Genomic DNA, 22,031 nt, shown 5'->3' on the forward strand with positions numbered 1-22,031 from the left:
ATTTTCAGGCGGTTTTTTTTCGGCACGGGTATTGCTATAGCCCTCGCAACGTTCCGTTTAACTGACGGTCAGCCAAGCGAGAGAGCACGATGACCCAAGCCGCCCAGATGTCGCCTGTCCCCGAGCCGGGACACCTGCCGTCCGCCGAACAGGCGAGCCGGCTTGGACTTGAGCAGGCATTTTCGCTGTTCAACCAGATGTCCAGCCAACTGACCGATTCCTACAGCCTGCTCGAAGCCCGGGTCACCGAACTCAAGGGTGAGCTGGCCGTGGTCAGCGCCCAGCGCATGCAGGAGCTGGCGGAAAAGGAACGCCTGGCCAATCGGCTGCAGAATCTCCTCGACCTCTTGCCGGGTGGCGTCATTGTCATCGATGCTCACGGTTTCGTGCGCGAAGCCAACCCGGCGGCCTGCGAATTGCTCGGCCTGCCGTTGGAAGGCGAGCTGTGGCGGCACGTTATCGCCCGCTGCTTTGCGCCCCGGGAAGACGATGGCCATGAAGTGTCCCTCAAGGACGGTCGGCGCCTGTCCATCTCGACGCGCTCGCTGGATGCCGAGCCTGGACAGTTGGTACTGCTCAACGACTTGACTGAAACCCGTCACCTGCAAGACCAATTGGCGCGCCATGAGCGCCTGTCTTCCCTGGGGCGGATGGTGGCCTCGCTGGCCCACCAGATTCGTACCCCGCTTTCCGCCGCGCTGCTTTACGCCAGTCATCTGACCGAGCAGCAATTGCCAGTGGAAACCCAGCAACGCTTTGCTGGGCGCTTGAAAGAGCGCCTGCACGAGCTGGAACACCAAGTGCGCGACATGCTGGTGTTCGCCCGCGGCGAGCTGCCGTTGACTGACCGCGTCAGCCCCAAGGCCTTGCTGCAATCGCTGCAAGCCGCGGCATTGACCCATGTGCAGCAATTGCCGATCCGCTGGCAGTGCGACAGCCATGCCGGCGAAGTGTTGTGCAATCGCGACACGCTGGTGGGTGCGGTGTTGAACCTGATCGAAAACGCGATCCAGGCCAGCGGTGGCGATGTCCGGCTGAAAGTGCACTTATACACACGAGGCAACACCCTGCGCCTGTCGATCAGCGACAACGGCAGCGGTATCGAGCCGGCGGTGCTGGCGCGCCTGGGCGAGCCATTCTTTACCACCAAGACCACCGGCACTGGCCTGGGCCTGACCGTGGTCAAGGCCGTGGCCCGTGCCCACCAGGGAGAATTGCAGCTGCGCTCGCGGCTGGGCCGTGGCACCTGCGCAACGGTGTGCTTGCCGCTGTTTTCCAACGCGCCGGGGGTGGAGTGAACACAATGGCGATCAAGGTGTTGCTGGTTGAGGATGATCGGGCCCTGCGCGAGGCGCTGGCCGATACGCTGGTGCTGGCCGGGCACGATTACGCCGCCGTCGGTTCGGCGGAAGAAGCGCTGTTGGCGGTCGGCCGGGAAGCGTTCAGCCTGGTGGTCAGTGACGTCAACATGCCGGGCATGGATGGTCATCAGTTGCTTGGCCTGTTGCGCGCCCGTCAGCCGCAACTGCCGGTCTTGCTGATGACGGCTCACGGGGCCGTCGAGCGAGCGGTGGATGCCATGCGCCAGGGCGCGGCGGATTACCTGGTCAAGCCGTTCGAGCCCAAGGCGCTGCTGGACCTGGTCGCACGTCATGCCTTGGGCAGCCTGGCGGTGGAGGGCGAAGGCCCGGTGGCCATCGAACCGGCCAGCGCGCAGCTGCTGGAATTGGCCGCGCGGGTGGCTCGCAGCGATTCGACGGTGCTGATTTCCGGCGAATCCGGTACGGGCAAGGAAGTACTGGCCCGCTACATCCATCAACAATCCCGGCGTGCCGGGGAACCGTTTATCGCCATCAATTGCGCGGCGATTCCTGACAACATGCTCGAGGCGACGCTGTTCGGCCACGAAAAAGGCTCGTTCACTGGCGCCATTGCCGCCCAGGCCGGCAAGTTCGAGCAGGCCGACGGTGGCACGATCTTGCTCGATGAGATTTCCGAAATGCCCTTGGGCCTGCAAGCCAAGCTGTTGAGGGTATTGCAGGAGCGGGAAGTGGAGCGGGTCGGTGCCCGCAAGCCCATCAGCCTGGACATCCGCGTGGTGGCGACCACCAACCGCGACTTGGCCGGCGAAGTCGCGGCGGGGCGTTTCCGTGAAGACCTCTATTACCGCCTGTCGGTATTTCCGCTGGCCTGGCGTCCGTTGCGCGAGCGCACCGCCGATATCCTGCCGCTGGCCGAGCGCCTGCTGAACAAACACGTCAATAAAATGAAGCACGCGGCGGCGCGGCTTTCAGCCGAAGCCCGGGCCTGTCTGGTTGCCTACCCGTGGCCGGGCAATGTCCGAGAGCTGGATAACGCCATTCAGCGGGCCCTGATCCTGCAGCAAGGCGGTTTGATCCAGCCGGAGGATTTCTGCCTGGCCGGGCCGGTGGCCTGTGCGCCATTGCCAGCCTTGACGCCGGCACCGGCAGCAACCCCGGATGTCGAGGGCGACTCGGTTGGTGCTTTGGAAGACGACCTGCGACGCCGCGAGTTCCAGATGATCATCGATACCCTGCGCGCCGAACGCGGTCGTCGCAAGGAGGCGGCCGAACGCTTGGGCATCAGCCCGCGCACCCTGCGCTACAAGCTGGCGCAAATGCGCGACGCCGGCATGGATGTCGAGGCTTATCTGTTCGCCAGTTGAATGATGTGCACCGAATATCCCTTGTGGGAGCGGGCTTGCTCGCGAAAGCGCTTTATCAGTCACCGTTGCATTGACTGAACCACCGCCTTCGTGAGCAAGCCCGCTCCCACATGCATTTGTTTTTTGCGGCCATGGAGCTGGCACCCTTGTTGCTAATACCTACGTACCCGCTGAGTAAGTGTCAAAAAAACGCGGGCCGCCAGAGAGAGTAGACCATGAGCCAAGGTATTGAATTTAATCGGTTGATGCTGGACATGCGGGCCATGCAAATGGACGCCATGGCCCAGCCTAAATCGGTCGCGGTCCCCCAGGTGGGTGGCAGCAGCTTTTCCGACATGCTCGGTCAGGCCGTCAATAAAGTGAACGATACCCAGCAGGCTTCGAACCAGTTGGCCAGTGCTTTCGAGATTGGCAAAAGTGGCGTCGACCTGACGGACGTAATGATCTCCTCGCAGAAAGCCAGTGTCTCGTTTCAGGCGCTGACCCAGGTTCGCAACAAACTGGTTCAGGCCTACCAAGACATCATGCAGATGCCGGTTTAAGGAAATTATTGAGTCATGGCAGAAGCAGCCGTTGATAACGTTCCAGCCAAGGCCACTCCGGTAGACGGCAAACCGCCGTTGTTCGGCCTGTCCTTCCTGGAAAATCTCTCCGAGATGACCATGCTGCGTCAGGTCGGCCTGTTGGTCGGCCTGGCTGCCAGCGTGGCGATTGGTTTCGCCGTGGTGTTGTGGTCCCAGCAGCCAGACTACCGTCCGTTGTACGGCAGCCTGGAGGGCATGGATGCCAAGCAAGTCATGGAGACCCTGGCTTCTGCCGACATTCCTTACACCGTCGAGCCCAACTCTGGCGCCTTGCTGGTCAAGGCCGACGATGTCGCGCGTGCGCGCCTCAAGCTCGCCGCCGCTGGCGTGACGCCGACCGATGGCAACATCGGTTTCGAGATCCTCGACAAGGACCAGGGCCTGGGCACCAGCCAGTTCATGGAAGCGACCCGTTATCGTCGCGGCCTGGAAGGTGAGCTGGCGCGGACCATTTCCAGCCTGAACAACGTCAAGGGTGCGCGTGTGCACCTGGCGATTCCGAAAAGCTCGGTGTTCGTGCGCGATGAGCGCAAGCCGAGTGCTTCGGTATTGGTCGAACTGTATTCCGGCCGCTCCCTTGAGCCAGGCCAGGTCGTTGCCATTATCAATCTGGTGGCGACCAGCGTACCCGAGCTGAGCAAGTCGCAGATCACTGTGGTCGACCAGAAGGGCAACCTGCTGTCCGACCAGGCGGAAAATTCCGAACTGACCATGGCCGGCAAGCAATACGACTACAGCCGCCGCATGGAAGGCATGTTCACCCAGCGGGTACATAACATTCTGCAACCCATCCTCGGCAATGGTCGCTACAAGGCCGAAGTCTCCGCGGATGTGGATTTCAGCGCCGTCGAATCGACTTCCGAGCAGTTCAACCCGGATCAACCGGCGTTGCGCAGCGAGCAGTCGGTGAACGAGCAGCGTACCGCCAGCAATGGCCCGCAGGGCGTGCCCGGTGCCCTGAGCAACCAGCCGCCGTCGCCGGCCAGCGCGCCGCAAACCACCGGTGGTGCTACGGCGGCCGCCGGCATGGTGCAGCCAGGCCAGCCGCTGATCGATGCCAATGGCCAGCAAATCATGGATCCGGCCACCGGCCAGCCGATGCTCGCGCCGTACCCGGCCGATAAGCGCCAGCAATCGACCAAGAACTTCGAGCTCGACCGTTCCATCAGCCACACCAAGCAGCAGCAGGGCCGTTTGAATCGCCTGTCGGTCGCCGTGGTGGTGGACGACCAGGTCAAGGTCAACCCGGCCAACGGCGAAACCAGCCGTGCGCCGTGGACCGCCGACGAATTGGCGCGCTTCACTCGCCTGGTGCAGGACGCGGTCGGTTTCGACGCCAGCCGTGGCGACAGCGTCAGTGTAATCAACGTGCCGTTCTCCCTGGAGCGCGGTGAAGAAATCGCCGACATTCCGTTTTATTCGCAACCCTGGTTCTGGGATGTGGTCAAGCAAGTATTGGGTGTGTTGTTCATCCTGATACTGGTCTTCGGTGTGTTGCGTCCGGTGCTGAACAACATCACCGGTGGCGGCAAGAACAAGCAGTTGGCAGGCTTGGGCGATGTCGAGCTGGGAGGCATGGGCGGCCTGGATGGCGAATTGGCCAACGATCGCGTCAGCCTCGGCGGGCCGCAGAGCATCCTGCTGCCAAGCCCGAGCGAAGGCTACGACGCTCAGTTGAACGCCATCAAGAGTCTGGTGGCAGAAGACCCGGGTCGTGTGGCCCAGGTCGTGAAAGAGTGGATTAACGCAGATGAGTGATAATCGAGCCGCTGTTGCCAAATTGTCCCGGGTCGACAAAGCCGCGATCCTGCTGCTGTCCCTGGGTTCGACCGACGCCGCCCAAGTGCTGCGTCACATGGGCCCCAAAGAGGTCCAGCGCGTGGGCGTGGCCATGGCGCAAATGGGCAACGTGCACCGTGAGCAGGTCGAGCAGGTGATGAGCGAATTCGTCGACATCGTCGGCGATCAAACCAGCTTGGGCGTCGGTTCCGACGACTACGTGCGCAAGATGCTCACCCAGGCACTGGGCGAGGACAAGGCCAACGGCCTCATCGACCGGATCCTGTTGGGTGGCAACACCAGCGGCCTGGACAGCCTCAAGTGGATGGAGCCGCGGGCGGTTGCCGACGTGATCCGTTACGAGCACCCGCAGATCCAGGCGATCGTGGTGGCTTACCTCGACCCGGACCAGGCTGGTGAAGTGCTCGGCAACTTCGATCACAAGGTGCGCCTGGACATCATCCTGCGGGTGTCGTCGCTCAACACCGTGCAGCCGGCGGCCCTGAAAGAATTGAACCAGATTCTCGAGAAGCAGTTCTCGGGCAACTCCAATGCCTCGCGCACCACCTTGGGTGGCATCAAGCGCGCGGCGGACATCATGAACTTCCTCGACAGTTCGATCGAAGGTCAGTTGATGGACTCGATCCGCGAAGTCGACGAAGACCTGTCCGGTCAGATCGAAGACCTCATGTTCGTGTTCAACAACCTGTCCGATGTCGACGACCGTGGCATCCAGGCGCTGTTGCGCGAAGTGTCGTCCGACGTGCTGGTGCTGGCCCTCAAGGGTTCGGACGAAGGCGTCAAGGAAAAGATCTTCAAGAACATGTCCAAACGGGCGGCCGAACTGTTGCGCGACGACCTCGAGGCCAAGGGCCCGGTGCGCGTCAGCGACGTGGAAACCGCACAGAAGGAAATCCTCACCATCGCCCGCCGCATGGCCGAAGCCGGGGAGATTGTTCTCGGTGGCAAGGGCGGCGAAGAGATGATCTAAGGTCGTTATGTCTGCCAAGAGTGATGAAGCACCCAGCGACCTGATCCGCGGCCGAGACGTCAGTAATTTCGACGTCTGGTCGCTGCCCAGCTTCGACCCCCACGTGCCCGAGCCTGAGCCGGAGCCCGTGGAGGAACTGCCGGAGATGGAAGAGGTGCCGCTGGAAGAAGTCCAGCCGCTGACCCTCGAGGAAGTCGAGAGCATTCGCCAGGAAGCCTATAACGAAGGCTTCGCCGTGGGCGAAAAGGAGGGCTTCCACAGCACCACGCTCAAGGTCCGCCAGGAAGCCGATGTGGCGTTGACGGCCAAGCTTCGTGCGTTGGAATCGCTGATGCTCAACCTGTTCGACCCCATTGCCGAGCAGGACACCCAGATCGAGAAATCCCTGGTGGGTTTGGTGCAACACATCGCCAAACAAGTGATCCAGCGCGAGCTGGCCATCGATTCGACCCAGATCGAAGAGGTGATGCGTGAAGCGCTCAAGCTGTTGCCGTTGGGCGTGGGCAACGTGCGGCTGTACATCAATCCCCAGGATTTCGAACTGGTCAAGGCCCTGCGCGAGCGCCATGAGGAAACCTGGCGCATCGTCGAGGATGCGACGCTGCTGCCGGGCGGTTGTCGGGTGGAAACCGAACACAGCCGCATCGACGCCACGGTTGAAACACGCATCAGCCAGATCATGGCCAAATTGTTCGACCAGCTACACGAACAGGCCCTGCACCCGGCCGCCGCCGACCTGAGCCTGGAGTTGCCGGACGAACTCCAGGGTGACGTGGCGACGGTCGAAGAGGGGGTGGACTTGCCTGAATTGGACGCTTCTGTACTGGACAGCCGCGATGCGCCTTGAGCGAACCAGCTTCGGCAAGCGCCTGGGCAGCTACGCCGAGGCCAGTGAGCTGGCCGGCCAGCCGATCCTGGAAGGTCGCTTGCTGCGCATGGTTGGCCTGACCCTCGAAGCCGAGGGCCTGCGTGCCGCCATGGGCAGCCGCTGCATGGTGATCAACGACGACAGCTACCACCCGGTGCAGGTCGAAGCCGAAGTCATGGGTTTTTCCGGCAGCAAGGTCTTCTTGATGCCGGTGGGCAGTGTCGCCGGCATCGCCCCCGGCGCGCGCGTGGTGCCCCTGGCCGACAACGGTCGCCTGCCCATGGGCATGAGCATGCTCGGGCGCGTTCTGGACGGGGCCGGACGGGCCTTGGACGGCAAGGGCGGCATGAAAGCCGAAGACTGGGTGCCGATGGACGGCCCGACGATCAACCCTCTCAAGCGTGACCCCATCAGCGTGCCGCTGGACGTGGGCATCCGTTGCATCAACGGTTTGTTGACGGTCGGTCGCGGCCAGCGCCTGGGCCTGTTTGCCGGTACCGGCGTAGGTAAGAGTGTGCTGCTGGGCATGATGACCCGCTTCACCGAAGCCGACATTATCGTGGTGGGGCTGATTGGCGAGCGGGGCCGTGAGGTCAAGGAATTCATCGAGCACATCCTCGGCGAGGAAGGGCTCAAGCGTTCGGTCGTGGTGGCTTCGCCAGCGGACGATGCACCGCTGATGCGTATGCGGGCGGCGATGTATTGCACCCGTATCGCCGAGTATTTCCGCGACAAGGGCAAGAACGTCCTGTTGCTGATGGATTCGCTCACTCGTTTCGCCCAGGCCCAGCGGGAAATCGCCCTGGCCATCGGCGAGCCGCCGGCCACCAAGGGTTATCCGCCTTCGGTGTTCGCCAAGCTGCCGAAACTGGTCGAGCGCGCCGGCAATGCGGAAAAGGGCGGCGGTTCCATCACCGCGTTCTATACCGTGCTGTCCGAAGGTGACGACCAGCAAGACCCCATCGCCGACTCGGCCCGAGGCGTACTCGACGGCCACATCGTGCTGTCCAGGCGCCTGGCCGAAGAAGGGCATTACCCGGCCATCGACATCGAGGCGTCCATCAGCCGGGTCATGCCGTCGGTGATCAGTGCCGAGCATATGAGGCGTGCCCAGCAGTTCAAGCAATATTGGTCGCGCTACCAGCAAAGCCGTGACCTGATCAGCGTCGGCGCCTATGTACCTGGTGGCGACCGCGAAACCGACACCGCCATCAGCCTTTACCCGGCGATGGCCGTTTATCTGCGCCAGAGCCTGAACGACAATATCGGCATGGGTGCCAGCGAAGCGCACCTGCAGACCATTTTCGCTCCGGTCGCTGGCGGATAACCGACCATGGCCACGAGTCGTGCGGCACGCCTGGCACCCGTGGTGGACATGGCGGAAAAGGCCGAGAAGACCGCCGTCCAGCGCCTGGCGTATTTCCAGGGGCAAGTGGCCGTTGCCGAGAGCAAGCTGGCAGACCTCGAGAACTTTCGACTCGAATATCAAGAACAGTGGATCGCCCGTGGCGCCCACGGGGTGTCGGGGCAGTGGTTGTTGGGTTACCAAGGATTTCTTGCGCAACTGGGCACGGCCATCGATCAGCAGCGCCAGAGCCTGGTCTGGCACCAGAACAACCTGGAGAAGGCCCGCCAGAGCTGGCAAGAAGCATTCGCCCGAGTCGAAGGGCTGCGCAAACTGGTGCAGCGCTATATCGATGAGGCGCGGCAACTGGAAGACAAACGCGAACAGAAATTGCTCGATGAATTGTCCCAGCGCCTGCCGCGGCAGAATCCCTACTGATGGGAAACGAGGATTTTGTCGGATGAACGAGGCAAAACCTTGCTCAGACCTTTACCAGATGCTACACCTTGTACACGTATGTCCATGACAAGGAAGCCGATCATGTCAGTCGTTACCGAAGTATCCCCCGATGGGCATAAGCTGACGATCTCGATCAAGGGTCGATTCGATTTCGGGCGGCATCAGGAGTTTCGTGAGTCCTATGAGCGGCTCCACAAGAAACCTGACTCCATCGTGGTGGATTTGAAAGAAGCCACCTACCTCGACAGTTCCGCCTTGGGCATGCTCCTGCTGTTGCGCGATCATGCCGGTGGCGACCAGTCGGATATCCGCGTCGTCAACAGCAGCAGCGACGTCAAGAAAATCCTCGCGATCTCCAATTTCGACAAGCTGTTCGACATCAGTTGATCGCCATGCAATCGTCGTCGGAGCCACTGACGGTCCTGATTGCCGAAGACAGCGCCGCTGATCGACTGCTGCTGTCGACCATTGTCCGCCGCCAGGGCCATCATGTGCTCACGGCGGCCGATGGCGCCGAAGCGGTCGACGTCTATCTGGAGCAGCGTCCGCACCTGGTGCTGATGGACGCGATGATGCCGGTGATGGACGGCTTCGAAGCGGCGCAGAAAATCAAACAGTTGGCCGGGGACCAGTTGGTCCCGATCATTTTCCTCACCTCGCTGACTGAGAGCGAAGCCCTGGCCCGTTGCCTGGAAGCAGGTGGCGACGATTTCCTGGCCAAACCCTACAACCAAGTGATCCTGACGGCCAAGATCAAGGCCATGGACCGCTTGCGCCGGTTGCAGGCCACGGTGGTGGAACAGCGCGACCAGATCGCCCGGCACCATGATTATCTGCTCAACGAACAACGGGTCGCCAAGGCCGTGTTCGACAAGATCGCCCACTCCGGTTGCCTGAGCGCGCCGAATATCCGCTATTTGCAATCCCCCTACGCCTTGTTCAACGGCGACCTGTTGCTGGCCGCGTTCAACCCGGCCGGCGACATGCACATCCTGTTGGGGGATTTCACCGGGCACGGCTTGCCGGCGGCGGTCGGCGCGATGCCCCTGGCGGAAGTGTTCTACGGGATGACGGCCAAGGGCTATGGGCTGGCGCAAATCCTGCGGGAGATGAATGCCAAGCTCAAACGCATTCTGCCAGTGGATATGTTCTGCTGTGCGACGCTGTTATGCCTGAGCTTCCAGCGTTGCACGGTGGAGATCTGGAACGGCGGCATGCCCGATGGTTACCTGCATGACAGCCTCAGTGGCGTGCGCACGCCCTTACCGGCGCGACACCTGCCATTGGGCGTGCTCACCCCGCAGCTGTTCGATGACCGCACCGAAGTGCATCCGATGTCGCTGGGGGACCGGGTGTTCCTGCTGTCCGATGGCGTCATCGAGACCAGTGACCGCGACGACCAGCCGTTTGGCGTGGAGCGGTTGCAGCAGGTGTTTTCGGCCAACCGTGAGCCCGACCGTCTTTTCGAGGATATCCAGCAGGCGCTGCTGGATTTTCGTGGTGAGGCCCGTGACGACTTCAGCATGGTCGAGGTGCGGCTGGTCGCTCCGACGCAACTCAATCCGCCACCACCGGTCTATTCCGATAGCGGCCAGTCCAGCCCGCTGGATTGGTCGGTGAGCTTCGAGTTCCGTGCGCAGACCCTCAAGCGCTTCAACCCGATGCCCTACCTGTTGCAGTTGCTGCTGGAGGTGCATGGGCTCAGGGCGCAGAGTGGCGCCCTTTACAGCGTCATGTCGGAGCTCTACTCCAATGCCCTGGATCACGGGGTGCTGGGCCTCGATTCGAGTCTCAAGCGTGATGCGGCGGGTTTCGCCCGCTACTACAGGGAGCGCAATACGCGCCTGGATGAGTTGAGCGACGGTTACGTGCGGGTGCACTTGCACGTTTCGCCAAACGGCGAGGGCGGACGCCTGGCCATCGAAGTCGAGGACAGTGGCGAAGGGTTCGATGTCGCCCGGGTGCTGGCACGGCCCGTGGACAGTGATCGATTGTCGGGGCGCGGCGTGAGCCTGGTTCGCCAACTGAGCCATCAGGCCAGTTGGTCAGACGATGGTCGTAGTGCGCGCGTGGAGTTTTTCTGGGAGGCTCTGGCATAATTGGGGCCATTCTTGATCAGGGAGCGAACAAGTGAACGAGATTCATCTGGACCGCGACGTGCTTAGCACGTTGAAGGAAGTCATGGAGGAGGGGTATCCGGAGTTGCTGGATACGTTTCTCAACGACTCCGAGGCTCGCCTGCGCGTGCTGCACGAGGCACAGGACGCTGAAAAACTGAGCGCCACCGCCCACAGCTTCAAGGGCAGCAGCAGCAACATGGGCGCCATTCGCCTGGCCGAGCTGTGCGGCGAGCTGGAACAGCGTGCCAAGCAGCCGTCCTTGGGCGGCATCGAAAACCTGGTCAACGAAATCGACAGCGAATTCGCCCATGTCCGCAAGCTGTGCCGGGAAGAGCGTGAAGGTTTCCGCTGCTGAGATTTGACGCTCGGGTAAAACGTTGGCCCGTGCCTTGCATTGCCTAGTCTCGACTGTACCTATGATCCCAGTGCAGCGGAGACCTTTTTATGCCCGTCACCCCTAATTCATTGCTTCAGGCCTCCGTCCAGGCCAAGCCCCAGGCCGCCGTCAATTCACCGGCAGCGGCCCCGGACCTCGGGGATAGAGCCTCCAGCTTCGCTCAAGTCTTCGCCAAGCAGGCCCCTGCCAAAGCCGCGGCGGCCCCTGATCCCGTGGTGAAACCGGCGCGCGACAAGGCCGCTGACAACACCGTCAAAAAAGACGCCGGCAACGAAAACCCTGCCGCCCCGGAAGCGACGGTTGCCGATAGCGGCAAACCCTTGCCCGCGGACAAACCCCCGAGCACCGACGACAAAGCGGCCAGCGATAACGATGCCGACGCGGCTGAAGCGCCGGTGGCGGATGCGGCACCGGTCGATCCGAGCCTCGACCCAGGCGCGCTGACGGACATGGCGGTGCCGGTGGCGACAGCCCCGGCCGAACCTGCCCCCGTAGTGGTTACGGCTGAGGCTCAGGTAACGACTGCGGTCGCGGCACCGGTTGTCCCATTGGCCGCACCGGCCCAACCTGCGGTTCCGGTCGTCGATCCAGCCTTCGACCCACAAGCCGATCCGCTCGACGCATTGCCCGCCTTGCGCTTGGCAATGGAGCAGAGCGGTCATGTTTCCGCCAGCAGCCAGGCGCAGCCCAAGAGCGCTGCCCCGGCGTCGCTCGACGGCGAGCCGACTTCGGCGCAGACCTTCGCCGCCGGCATGGCCAGTATGCTCGGCGTGCAAGCCGACCAGAACAGCACCGAGTCCGGCAGCCAGGGCGGTGACAAGGCCTTCGGCGGCTTGATCAGCGAGGGCCTCAAGGACTTGGGCGCCGCGTCCAGTGACACCCGCGTAGACGATTTCGCCAACCGCCTGGCTGCACTGACCCAGGCCGCCACGCCCAAAACCGCCAACGCGGTGCCGATCAACCAACCTATCGCGATGAACCAGAGCGGTTGGACCGAAGAGGTGGTGAACCGGGTGATGTACCTGTCCAGCGTCAATCTCAAGGCGGCCGACATCCAATTGCAGCCCGCCGAACTCGGACGCCTGGATATCCGGGTGAACATGGTGCCGGACCAGCAGACCCAGGTCACCTTCATGAGCGCCCACTCCGGCGTTCGCGAAGCCCTCGAAGGCCAGATGCATCGCCTGCGGGACAGTTTTGCCCAGCAGGGCATGGGCCAGGTCGACGTCAGCGTGTCGGACCAATCCCGTGGTTCGCAGAACCAGGAGCAGCAAGCCCAGCAGCAGGCCCGGGCGGGGCGTTCGACCTCTTCCGGTGGACCGGTGGAAGCCGGGGATGAAGCCACTGCGGCCAGCATCGCTGAAGTGGCCGCCAGCACGACCAGCGTCATCGGCACCAGCGCGGTCGACTACTACGCCTGATCCAATGACGTTTTCCCCCTGTGGGAGCGGGCTTGCTCGCGAAGGCGGTGTGTCAGTCGACATAGTTGTTAACTGACACACCGCCTTCGCGAGCAAGCCCGCTCCCACACTGGTTTATGGGGGGTCTGAAGATCGTATCTGCCCGTCATCCCAAGTGCCGACACTTCTGGCATAACACTTGCTCCAGCCTTGCCGTGCAACAGTGAAAACCCCGATTAGTGACGGATTATTGGCATGGCGAAGAGCGAAGCAGCAGCTGTAAAAGACCCTGCAACCAAAGGCAAACTCAAGCTGATCATCATGATCGTGGTGGGTTTGCTCCTGGCGATCGGCGTGTCCGTGGGGGCAACCTGGTATTTCATGCACAGCGCTCAAAGCAAGCCGGCGGCGGCAGCGGCCGAAGTCGCGCCAGTGGGCAAGCAGCCGGCGATTTTCGAACCGATGGCGCCGGCCTTCGTGGCCAACTACACCGTGAACGGTCGCCAACGCTACATGCAGGTCAGCATTACGTTGCAGGGGCGCAACCAGGCTGACCTGGAAGCGCTTCGGGTCCACATGCCGCTGATTCGCAACAACCTGGTGATGCTGTTTTCCGGACAGAGTTTCGACACCCTGGCCACCCCCGTCGGCCAGGAAATGCTGCGCCAGAAAGCCACGGCCAGCGTGCAGGAAGTGGCTCAGAAAGAGCTCGGCAAAGTGGTGATCGAACAGTTGCTCTTCACTAACTTCGTATTGCAGTAGGAACACGACATGGCCGTGCAGGACCTGCTGTCCCAGGACGAAATCGATGCGCTGTTGCATGGTGTCGACGACGGTCTGGTACAGACCGAAAACGCTGCTGAACCGGGCAGCGTCAAAAGCTACGACCTGACCAGCCAGGATCGCATCGTTCGCGGACGCATGCCGACCCTGGAAATGATCAACGAGCGTTTCGCCCGGTACACCCGCATCAGCATGTTCAACATGCTGCGCCGCTCGGCCGATGTGGCCGTGGGTGGCGTGCAGGTGATGAAGTTCGGCGAGTACGTGCATTCGCTGTACGTGCCCACCAGCCTCAACCTGGTGAAGATCAAGCCGTTGCGCGGTACTGCGTTGTTCATCCTCGACGCCAAACTGGTGTTCAAGCTGGTGGACAACTTCTTCGGCGGCGACGGTCGTCACGCCAAGATCGAAGGTCGCGAATTCACCCCGACCGAGCTGCGAGTGGTGCGCATGGTGCTGGAGCAGGCCTTCATCGATTTGAAGGAAGCCTGGCAGGCGATCATGGAAGTGAACTTCGAGTACATCAACTCGGAAGTGAACCCGGCCATGGCCAACATCGTCGGGCCGAGCGAAGCCATCGTGGTCTCGACCTTCCACATCGAACTCGATGGCGGTGGCGGCGACCTGCACGTGACCATGCCGTATTCGATGATCGAGCCGGTGCGGGAAATGCTTGACGCCGGTTTCCAGTCGGACCTCGACGACCAGGATGAACGCTGGATCAACGCCTTGCGCCAGGACGTGCTCGACGTCGATGTGCCGATCGGCGCGACGGTCGCCCGGCGCCAACTGCGCCTGCGGGACATCTTGCACATGCAGCCGGGTGACATCATTCCGGTCGAAATGCCCGACGAAATGATCATGCGCGCCAATGGCGTACCGGCCTTCAAGGTCAAGATGGGCTCTCACAAAGGCAACCTGGCGTTGCAGGTGATCGAGCCGATCGAACGCCGCTGAGCGGTGTCGAATTTTTAAGTTTGCGTTTCTAACTGATTTTTGCCCGCCGAGGACAAATGATGGCTAACGATATGAACACCCAGGATGACCAGGCGCTGGCCGACGAATGGGCCGCGGCCCTGGAAGAAACCGGCGATGCCGGGCAGGCTGACATCGATGCCTTGCTGGCCGCCGATAGCGGTAACCACGGCTCCAATCGCTTGCCGATGGAAGAGTTTGGCAGCGTGCCCAAGAGCAATGAACAGGTGACGCTGGACGGGCCGAACCTGGACGTGATCCTCGATATTCCGGTGTCCATCTCCATGGAAGTGGGCAGCACCGATATCAACATCCGCAACCTGTTGCAGCTCAACCAGGGCTCGGTGATCGAGCTGGATCGCCTGGCCGGCGAGCCACTCGACGTGCTGGTCAACGGCACCTTGATCGCCCATGGCGAAGTGGTGGTGGTCAACGAGAAGTTCGGCATTCGCCTGACGGACGTGATCAGCCCGAGCGAACGCATCAAGAAGTTGCGCTGAGTGAAAGGTTTCCTCGCCGCAGCGTCGATGCTGCCCTTGAGCGTGCTGGCGGCCGAACCGGTTGCCACGGCCGCCGTTGCGCCGACGTCGGGCACGGGTATCGCCGGGCAACTGGCGCAACTGGTGCTCGGCTTGCTCCTGGTGCTGGGCTTGATCTTCTTTCTCGCCTGGTTGTTGCGGCGCGTGCAACAGGCGGGGCCGGCCGGCAAGGGCCAGGTCATCGACATCGTCGGTTCCCGCGCGCTCGGGCCGCGCGACCGGCTGGTGCTGGTGCAGGTCGGCAACGAGCAGATCCTGCTGGGCCTGAGCCCGGGCACCATCACTGCGTTGCACGTCCTCAAGGAGCCGGTACAGGTACCCTCCACCGAGTCGGCCAGCCCCGAATTTGCCCAGCGCCTCATGGAGCTGCTGGGGAAAGACCAGAAGGATAAAAAGTAATGCCGTTGCGCATTCTGTTGGCATTGGCCCTGATGCTGGCCGCACCGTTGGCGTTCGCCGCGGACCCGCTGTCGATCCCGGCGATCACCCTGGGAACCAACGCCGAAGGGGCCCAGGAATACTCGGTCAGCCTGCAGATCCTGCTGATCATGACCGCGCTGAGTTTCATTCCGGCGTTCGTCATGCTGATGACCAGCTTCACCCGGATCATTATTGTCTTTTCGATCCTGCGCCAGGCCCTGGGTCTGCAACAGACCCCCTCGAACCAGATCCTCACTGGCATGGCGCTGTTCCTGACCATGTTCATCATGGCGCCCGTGTTCGACCGGGTGAACCGGGATGCGCTGCAGCCTTACCTGGCGGAACAACTCAGCGCCCAGGATGCCGTAGCCAAGGCCCAGGTGCCGATCAAGGACTTCATGCTGGCCCAGACTCGCAGCAGTGACTTGGAATTGTTCATGCGCCTGTCCAAGCGCACCGACATCCCGAGTGCCGACCAGGCACCGCTGACCATCCTGGTGCCGGCGTTCGTGACGTCCGAGCTGAAGACCGCGTTCCAGATCGGTTTCATGATTTTCATCCCGTTCCTGATCATCGACCTGGTGGTCGCCAGCGTACTGATGGCCATGGGTATGATGATGCTCTCGCCGCTGATCATTTCCCTGCCGTTCAAGATCATGCTGTTTGTATTGGTGGATGGCTGGGCGCTGATCATCGGTACCCTGGCGGGCAGTTTCGGCGGTGTTTAGGCCTCTTGTACGGGTAGGACAATATGACGCCTGAAGTAGCGGTAGACCTGTTCCGTGAAGCGCTCTGGCTGACGACTATGATGGTTGCCATCCTGGTGATCCCCAGCCTGCTGGTGGGCTTGCTGGTGGCGATGTTCCAGGCTGCGACCCAGATCAACGAACAGACCTTGAGCTTCCTGCCGCGCCTGTTGGTGATGCTGGTGACGTTGATCGTCGCCGGCCCCTGGATGGTACAGACCTTCATGGAATACATCCTGCAGTTGTACGGCAGTATTCCGCAGTTGATCGGCTGACCCCATGTCGATGCTCGAGCTGACGGACACCCAGATCAGCACGTGGGTGGCATCGTTCATTCTGCCGCTGTTTCGCGTCACCGCGGTGCTGATGAGCATGCCGATCTTCGGCACGACACTGGTGCCAACTCGGGTGCGTTTGTACTTCGCCCTGGCGATCACGGTGGTTATCGCACCTGGGCTGCCACCGATGCCGCCGGTCAATGCCCTGGACCTCAGTGCGCTGATGCTGGTGGCCGAGCAGATTCTCATCGGTGCCTTGATGGGGTTCTCGCTGCAACTGTTCTTCCAGGCCTTTGTGGTGGCCGGGCAAATCATTTCGATCCAGATGGGCATGGCCTTCGCGTCCATGATCGACCCCACCAATGGCGTCAACACCGCGGTGATCGGCCAGTTCCTGACGATGCTGGTGACCCTGTTGTTCCTCGCCATGAACGGGCATCTGGTGGTGTTCGAGGTCTTGACCGAGAGCTTTACCACCATGCCAGTGGGTAGCGCATTGCTGGTCAATCATTTCTGGGACATCGCCGGCAAGCTCGGCTGGGTCCTCGGCGCCGCGATGGTGCTGGTATTGCCGGCGATCACGGCGTTGCTGGTGGTCAACATCGCGTTTGGCGTGATGACCCGGGCGGCGCCGCAATTGAATATTTTCTCCATCGGTTTCCCGTTGACCCTGGTGCTGGGCCTGGTGATTTTCTGGGTCAGCCTGGGGGATATCCTCAACCAGTATCAGCCGCTGGCCACCCAGGCCTTGCAGCTGCTGCGCGACATGGCACAGGCACGCTGAACCATGGCCGAGAGCGAGAGTGGTCAGGACAAGACAGAAGACCCCACGGAAAAGCGCCTGCGCGAATCCCGGGAAAAGGGCGAGATCGCCCGATCCAAGGAGCTCAATACGCTGGCGGTGATGCTGGCCGGGGCGGGCGGGTTGCTGATCTACGGCGGGGGGCTGGCGTTGGATCTGCTGGAAATCATGCGGCTTAATTTTTCCCTGCCTCGTGAGGTGCTGCTCAGTCCGGAGGCGATGGGGCAATATTTGCTGCATTCCGGCAAGATCGCGATTCTGGCGGTGCAGCCAGTGCTGATATTTCTGCTGCTGGCCGCCATTATTGGTCCTATTTCCTTGGGTGGCTGGCTGTTCGCCGGCAAAAGCCTTGCGCCGAAGTTCAGTCGAATGAACCCGGCCAGCGGTCTGAAGCGGATGTTTTCCACCAATGCGTTGATGGAGCTGCTCAAGGCCCTCGGAAAATTCTTCCTGGTTCTTTTTGTCGCGTTGACGGTTTTGCAGGCTGACATCGATGACCTGCTGCGCATTGCCCATGAGCCGCTGGAACAGGCCATTATCCACAGCGTGCAGTTAGTGGGCTGGAGCACGTTGTGGATGGCCTGCGGCTTGATCCTGATTGCTGCGATCGATGTGCCGATCCAGCTCTATCAGAGCAAGCAGAAGCTGATGATGACCAAGCAGGAGATACGCGACGAACACAAGGATCAGGAAGGCAAGCCGGAGGTCAAGCAACGGATTCGCCAGTTGCAGCGCGAGGTCTCCCAGCGGCGGATGATGGCGGCGATCCCCGACGCCGATGTGGTCATCACCAACCCGACGCACTACGCTGTCGCCCTCAAGTACGACCCCGAAAAAGGCAACGCTCCCGTGTTGCTGGCCAAGGGCAGTGACTTCCTGGCACTGAAGATCCGCGAGATCGCCGTGGCCAATGAAGTGATGCTGCTCGAATCCCCGGCGTTGGCGCGATCAATCTACTACTCCACCGAACTCGACCAGGAAATCCCTGGGGGGCTGTATTTGGCTGTTGCGCAGGTATTGGCCTACGTTTATCAGATTCGCCAGCACCGCGCCGGCAAGGGCAAACGCCCCGATCCGCTGAGGGATCTGCCCATTCCGCCGGAGCTGCGACGGGATACGTGAGTTAAATTTCGCGTGTGATGACTTCTGGTCATCACCAGAGGTCTTTATACAATTCGCGCTCCTAAACAAAATACTTGTCCTTAATACTCTGGATCTCGGCGTTAACTTCATTGGTTATGGCGCTTCTAATTGATTCCATTTTTTTTGTATATAAAGAAGCTATCCATGGATTAATATCCTTGTGTCTTTTTGTTGCAAAGTAAATATGCTGTGAAATTTGTGTATGCGCTATCCCTTTCCTGCTCTCGTCTATTCGTTTAAATAAGGGAGCGTAGCGTGCCAGGTCATCGGTCGCTGCTTTATATACAGCCGTAGATTGAGTTGTTGGGTAGTGGCTTAGCAGCTTGTTTTGCGCCGCCTCATGAACCAGGCGTCTTAGTAGTGAGGGGTCTTGCGGGGGAGCATCGATTGAATCTATGAGAAGTTTGTCTTGATTAAAGGCTGCGTGTTGTGCCTCATTTACGCGCCTATAAATACCGCCTTCTAAATCAAGGATGCGTTGATACATCTTGTGGGCCTTATCAGCAGGAACTCCGCGTTTTGACACGTAGAAGTTGTTGATAACGACTTTTTTGCCAAATATCTTAGCAAAAAAATTTGGTAGGTGTCCTGTTGGGTCGATTTTGTTAATTGGATCTCCCAAGCAGTATGTATACGAATTCAATCCCCCCCTCCCAAATGGACTCCAACTATCCGGACTATTAAACCGCATCAAAACCGGATTGAACGCCCGATAACCATTCCCCAGCAAATAATGTCCGGTCACCGGATCCGGTCGCTGTCCATTGAAGCCGAGCAGGCTCAACAAGCCGTTGCCGATAGTTCGATTGCCGTAGGGCGAATAGGCATGGGATTGCGATTCATTGCAGGCAATGGCCTGTAGCACCGAGCGTTGTTGATCGGTCGCCAATAGTGTTGCCTGCCTTAGGTTGCCCTGAGTTTCAGTCAGGGCCAGCAGTTGGTCGCCGTGTTGAACGATTGACCGGTTGATCACACCTTCGATTTCGGTGGCCAGGCGCGATTTACAGTAGAACCGCTGGATCGGAGCATGCGTCGCCAGCGCGTGGTGGGTGAGGCGATCCAGTGGGTCATAGCGGTAAGTGCAGAGGCGCGTGGCTGACATGGTCGACGCTCCGTTCGGGTGAGGCTCCGTTGGATTATCGGGGTTGGGATGCAGAGGGGGAACTAGCAGAACTGTTAGGTTTGCCTGGAAAGCGACAGGCCCCGTGGCGAGGGAGCTTGCTCCCGCTCGGTTGCGCAGCGACCGCCATAACGCAGGTGTGTCTGATGTTTCGTATTCGGCTGGTTTCGGGGCCGCTTCGCGACCCAGCGGGAGCAAGCTCCCTCGCCACAGGTTTGTCGTTTGCCTTAGGTGAACAGCATGACCCTGTGGGAGCGAGCCTGCTCGCGAATGCGGTAATCCAGCCCATGCAAATGTTGACTGACAAATCGCAATCGCGAGCAGGCTCGCTCCCACAGGGTTGAATGTGCGTCAGCCGCTCTATTGCAGTCTTCAAGAAAAGTTGGAAGGCTTCTTGCAATACCCCGTCTGCGCCCCCTCCGGGCGTCAAAAGTTTGCTTCACAGGAACGGGGAATTTTGGTGGATCGCTCTCAGTTACTCAGCTCTGCACGCAGCAATGTCGTAGACCTCAGCCGGGGTAATCTGGGCGTGCCGCTGTTGCTGCTGGTCATGCTCGCCATGATGATGCTGCCGGTGCCGCCGTTCCTGCTGGACGTGTTCTTCACGTTCAACATCGCCCTGTCGATCGTGGTGCTGCTGGTGTGCGTCTACGCCCTGCGGCCGCTGGATTTCGCCGTGTTCCCGACCATCCTGCTGGTGGCCACGCTGTTGCGCCTGGCGCTGAACGTGGCGTCCACCCGGGTGGTGATGATTCATGGCCAAGAAGGCCACGCCGCCGCCGGTAAGGTGATCCAGGCTTTCGGTGAGGTGGTGATCGGCGGTAACTACGTGGTCGGTATCGTGGTTTTTGCGATCTTGATGATCATCAACTTCGTCGTGGTGACCAAGGGCGCCGGGCGGATTTCCGAGGTGAGCGCACGTTTCACCCTCGATGCGATGCCCGGCAAGCAGATGGCGATCGACGCCGACCTCAACGCCGGCCTGATCGACCAGAGCCAGGCCAAGCTGCGTCGCCTGGAAGTGGCCCAGGAAGCCGAGTTCTACGGCTCCATGGACGGTGCCAGCAAATTCGTGCGCGGTGACGCCATCGCCGGCCTGTTGATTCTGTTCATCAACCTGATCGGCGGCATGGCCGTCGGTATCTTCCAGCATGGCATGACCTTCGGTGACGCCGGCAAGGTCTACGCCTTGTTGACCATCGGTGACGGTTTGGTGGCGCAATTGCCATCACTGCTGTTATCCACAGCCGCCGCGATCATGGTGACCCGTGCTTCGGGCTCCGAAGACATGGGCAAGCAGATCAGTCGCCAAATGTTCGCCTCGCCCAAGGCCCTGGCTGTTGCCGCCGGCCTGATGGCGGTGATGGGCCTGGTGCCTGGCATGCCGCATTTTTCCTTCCTGAGCATGGCGGCCCTGGCGGCTGGCGGTGCCTACCTGTTCTGGAAGAAGCAGAACGTGCAGAAAGTCCAGGCCCTGCAAGAGGTCAAGCGCCAGCAGGAACTGCTGCCGTCGCCGGCCCGCGCCATGGAAACCAAGGAATTGGGCTGGGATGACGTGACGCCCATCGACATGATCGGCCTGGAAGTCGGTTATCGCCTGATTCCGTTGGTCGACCGCAACCAGGGTGGTCAGTTGCTGGCGCGGATCAAGGGGGTGCGCAAGAAGCTCTCCCAAGACCTGGGCTTCCTGATGCCCACTGTGCACATCCGCGACAACCTCGACCTGGCGCCGAGCGCCTATCGCCTGACACTGATGGGCGTGATCCTGGCCGAAGCCGAGATCTACCCCGACCGCGAGCTGGCGATCAACCCTGGCCAGGTCTACGGCAGCCTCAACGGCATCACCGCCAAGGATCCGGCTTTTGGCCTGGAGGCGGTGTGGATCGAAATCAGCCAGCGGGCCCAGGCCCAGTCCCTCGGCTACACCGTGGTGGACGCCAGTACCGTGGTGGCGACCCACTTGAACCAGATTCTGTACAAGCACTCCAGCGAGTTGATTGGCCACGAAGAAGTCCAGCAACTCCTGCAAGTACTGGCCAAAGGCTCGCCGAAGCTGGCTGAAGAGTTGGTGCCGGGCGTGGTTTCGTTGTCGCAGTTGCTCAAGGTCCTGCAAGCGTTGTTGGCCGAGCAAGTGCCCGTGCGCGACATACGCAGTATTGCCGAAGCCATCGCCAACAACGCGTCCAAGAGTCAAGATACCGCCGCCCTGGTGGCCGCGGTTCGGGTCGGCGTATCCCGCGCAATCGTCCAAAGCATTGTAGGCACTGAGTCTGAGCTGCCTGTTATCACCTTGGAGCCAAGGTTGGAACAGATATTGCTCAATAGTCTGCAGAAGGCAGGACAAGGCTCGGAAGAGGGTGTTCTGCTGGAGCCAAGCATGGCCGAGAAGCTGCAGCGTTCGTTGATCGAGGCAGCCCAGCGGCAAGAGATGCAAGGCCAACCGGTGATCCTGCTGGTGGCCGGTCCGATTCGCGCGATGCTCTCGCGATTCGGACGCCTCGCGGTCCCGGGGCTGCATGTGCTGGCGTACCAGGAAATACCGGACAACAAGCAAGTGACCATCGTTGCGACAGTAGGGCCCAACGGCTGAGGTAGT

The 22,031-nt window shown here is 61.0% G+C and carries 22 protein-coding genes; 21 read left to right on the forward strand and 1 reads right to left on the reverse strand.

The window, feature by feature from the left end; translation table 11 throughout:
• The first annotated feature begins 89 nt into the window (after positions 1–89).
• The 20 genes from HU715_RS02975 (at position 90) to flhB (ending at position 18,294) form a co-directional block, all read left to right on the forward strand.
• Positions 90–1,298: a sensor histidine kinase gene (locus HU715_RS02975; RefSeq protein ID WP_434571670.1), complete on the forward strand. Its 1,209-nt coding sequence runs from the start codon at positions 90–92 to the stop codon at positions 1,296–1,298.
• Between the two features lie 5 nt (positions 1,299–1,303).
• On the forward strand, positions 1,304–2,686 hold the full coding sequence (fleR, locus tag HU715_RS02980; RefSeq protein ID WP_186704665.1) for a sigma-54-dependent response regulator transcription factor FleR: 1,383 nt from the start codon (positions 1,304–1,306) through the stop codon (positions 2,684–2,686).
• 215 nt (positions 2,687–2,901) lie between these two features.
• The gene (gene fliE, locus HU715_RS02985; RefSeq protein ID WP_003199082.1) at positions 2,902–3,228 is read left to right on the forward strand and encodes a flagellar hook-basal body complex protein FliE; all 327 of its coding nucleotides are present in this window, start codon (positions 2,902–2,904) and stop codon (positions 3,226–3,228) included.
• Between the two features lie 15 nt (positions 3,229–3,243).
• Positions 3,244–5,028: a flagellar basal-body MS-ring/collar protein FliF gene (gene fliF / locus HU715_RS02990; RefSeq protein WP_186704666.1), complete on the forward strand. Its 1,785-nt coding sequence runs from the start codon at positions 3,244–3,246 to the stop codon at positions 5,026–5,028.
• Positions 5,021–6,040: a flagellar motor switch protein FliG gene (gene fliG, locus HU715_RS02995; protein ID WP_003184041.1), complete on the forward strand. Its 1,020-nt coding sequence runs from the start codon at positions 5,021–5,023 to the stop codon at positions 6,038–6,040. The genes fliF and fliG overlap by 8 nt, the downstream gene beginning before the upstream one ends.
• 7 nt (positions 6,041–6,047) lie before the next feature.
• Positions 6,048–6,887, forward strand: coding sequence for a flagellar assembly protein FliH (gene fliH / locus HU715_RS03000; RefSeq protein ID WP_186704667.1), 840 nt, complete (start codon positions 6,048–6,050; stop codon positions 6,885–6,887).
• On the forward strand, positions 6,877–8,235 hold the full coding sequence (fliI, locus tag HU715_RS03005; protein ID WP_186704668.1) for a flagellar protein export ATPase FliI: 1,359 nt from the start codon (positions 6,877–6,879) through the stop codon (positions 8,233–8,235). Before fliH ends, fliI begins: the two co-directional genes overlap by 11 nt.
• Positions 8,236–8,241: 6 nt before the next feature.
• Positions 8,242–8,691, forward strand: coding sequence for a flagellar export protein FliJ (fliJ, locus tag HU715_RS03010; RefSeq protein WP_186704669.1), 450 nt, complete (start codon positions 8,242–8,244; stop codon positions 8,689–8,691).
• Positions 8,692–8,793: 102 nt separating this feature from the next.
• Positions 8,794–9,099, forward strand: a complete 306-nt coding sequence (locus tag HU715_RS03015) for an STAS domain-containing protein (protein ID WP_186704670.1) — start codon at positions 8,794–8,796, stop codon at positions 9,097–9,099.
• Positions 9,100–9,104: 5 nt separating this feature from the next.
• Entirely contained in the window at positions 9,105–10,811 is a 1,707-nt protein-coding gene (locus HU715_RS03020; protein ID WP_186704671.1) for an ATP-binding SpoIIE family protein phosphatase, read from the forward strand.
• Positions 10,812–10,842: 31 nt separating this feature from the next.
• Positions 10,843–11,187 (forward strand): Hpt domain-containing protein, encoded by a 345-nt coding sequence (locus HU715_RS03025; protein WP_186704672.1) that lies wholly within the window; start codon positions 10,843–10,845, stop codon positions 11,185–11,187.
• Between the two features lie 89 nt (positions 11,188–11,276).
• A complete protein-coding gene (locus HU715_RS03030) occupies positions 11,277–12,650 on the forward strand; it encodes a flagellar hook-length control protein FliK (RefSeq protein ID WP_186704673.1) in 1,374 nt (457 codons plus the stop codon).
• A gap of 234 nt (positions 12,651–12,884) precedes the next feature.
• Positions 12,885–13,391: a flagellar basal body-associated protein FliL gene (gene fliL, locus HU715_RS03035; RefSeq protein ID WP_186704674.1), complete on the forward strand. Its 507-nt coding sequence runs from the start codon at positions 12,885–12,887 to the stop codon at positions 13,389–13,391.
• Positions 13,392–13,400: 9 nt separating this feature from the next.
• Positions 13,401–14,369, forward strand: coding sequence for a flagellar motor switch protein FliM (gene fliM, locus HU715_RS03040; protein ID WP_186704675.1), 969 nt, complete (start codon positions 13,401–13,403; stop codon positions 14,367–14,369).
• 59 nt (positions 14,370–14,428) lie between these two features.
• Positions 14,429–14,887 carry a flagellar motor switch protein FliN gene (gene fliN / locus HU715_RS03045; RefSeq protein ID WP_053120289.1) on the forward strand — a complete coding sequence of 153 codons (459 nt, stop codon included), beginning with the start codon at positions 14,429–14,431 and terminating at the stop codon, positions 14,885–14,887.
• A complete protein-coding gene (gene fliO, locus HU715_RS03050; protein WP_186704676.1) occupies positions 14,888–15,325 on the forward strand; it encodes a flagellar biosynthetic protein FliO in 438 nt (145 codons plus the stop codon). It begins immediately after the preceding gene.
• Positions 15,325–16,074, forward strand: a complete 750-nt coding sequence (gene fliP / locus HU715_RS03055; protein ID WP_186704677.1) for a flagellar type III secretion system pore protein FliP — start codon at positions 15,325–15,327, stop codon at positions 16,072–16,074. Before fliO ends, fliP begins: the two co-directional genes overlap by 1 nt.
• Before the next feature lie 23 nt (positions 16,075–16,097).
• A complete protein-coding gene (gene fliQ / locus HU715_RS03060; protein ID WP_038858957.1) occupies positions 16,098–16,367 on the forward strand; it encodes a flagellar biosynthesis protein FliQ in 270 nt (89 codons plus the stop codon).
• 4 nt (positions 16,368–16,371) lie between these two features.
• Positions 16,372–17,154 (forward strand): flagellar biosynthetic protein FliR, encoded by a 783-nt coding sequence (fliR, locus tag HU715_RS03065; protein ID WP_186704678.1) that lies wholly within the window; start codon positions 16,372–16,374, stop codon positions 17,152–17,154.
• Between the two features lie 3 nt (positions 17,155–17,157).
• Positions 17,158–18,294: a flagellar biosynthesis protein FlhB gene (flhB, locus tag HU715_RS03070; protein WP_186704679.1), complete on the forward strand. Its 1,137-nt coding sequence runs from the start codon at positions 17,158–17,160 to the stop codon at positions 18,292–18,294.
• A 61-nt stretch (positions 18,295–18,355) separates the two neighbouring features.
• On the opposite strand, the gene HU715_RS03075 is transcribed toward flhB, so the two are convergent.
• Positions 18,356–19,417, reverse strand: coding sequence for an RHS repeat-associated core domain-containing protein (locus HU715_RS03075; protein WP_186704680.1), 1,062 nt, complete (start codon positions 19,415–19,417; stop codon positions 18,356–18,358).
• Between the two features lie 478 nt (positions 19,418–19,895).
• On the opposite strand from HU715_RS03075, the gene flhA reads away from it, so the two are divergent.
• Entirely contained in the window at positions 19,896–22,025 is a 2,130-nt protein-coding gene (gene flhA, locus HU715_RS03080) for a flagellar biosynthesis protein FlhA (protein WP_186704681.1), read from the forward strand.
• Positions 22,026–22,031: the final 6 nt, after the last annotated feature.

The organism is Pseudomonas zanjanensis, from assembly GCF_014268745.2.
GTDB classification, from domain to species: domain Bacteria; phylum Pseudomonadota; class Gammaproteobacteria; order Pseudomonadales; family Pseudomonadaceae; genus Aquipseudomonas; species Aquipseudomonas zanjanensis.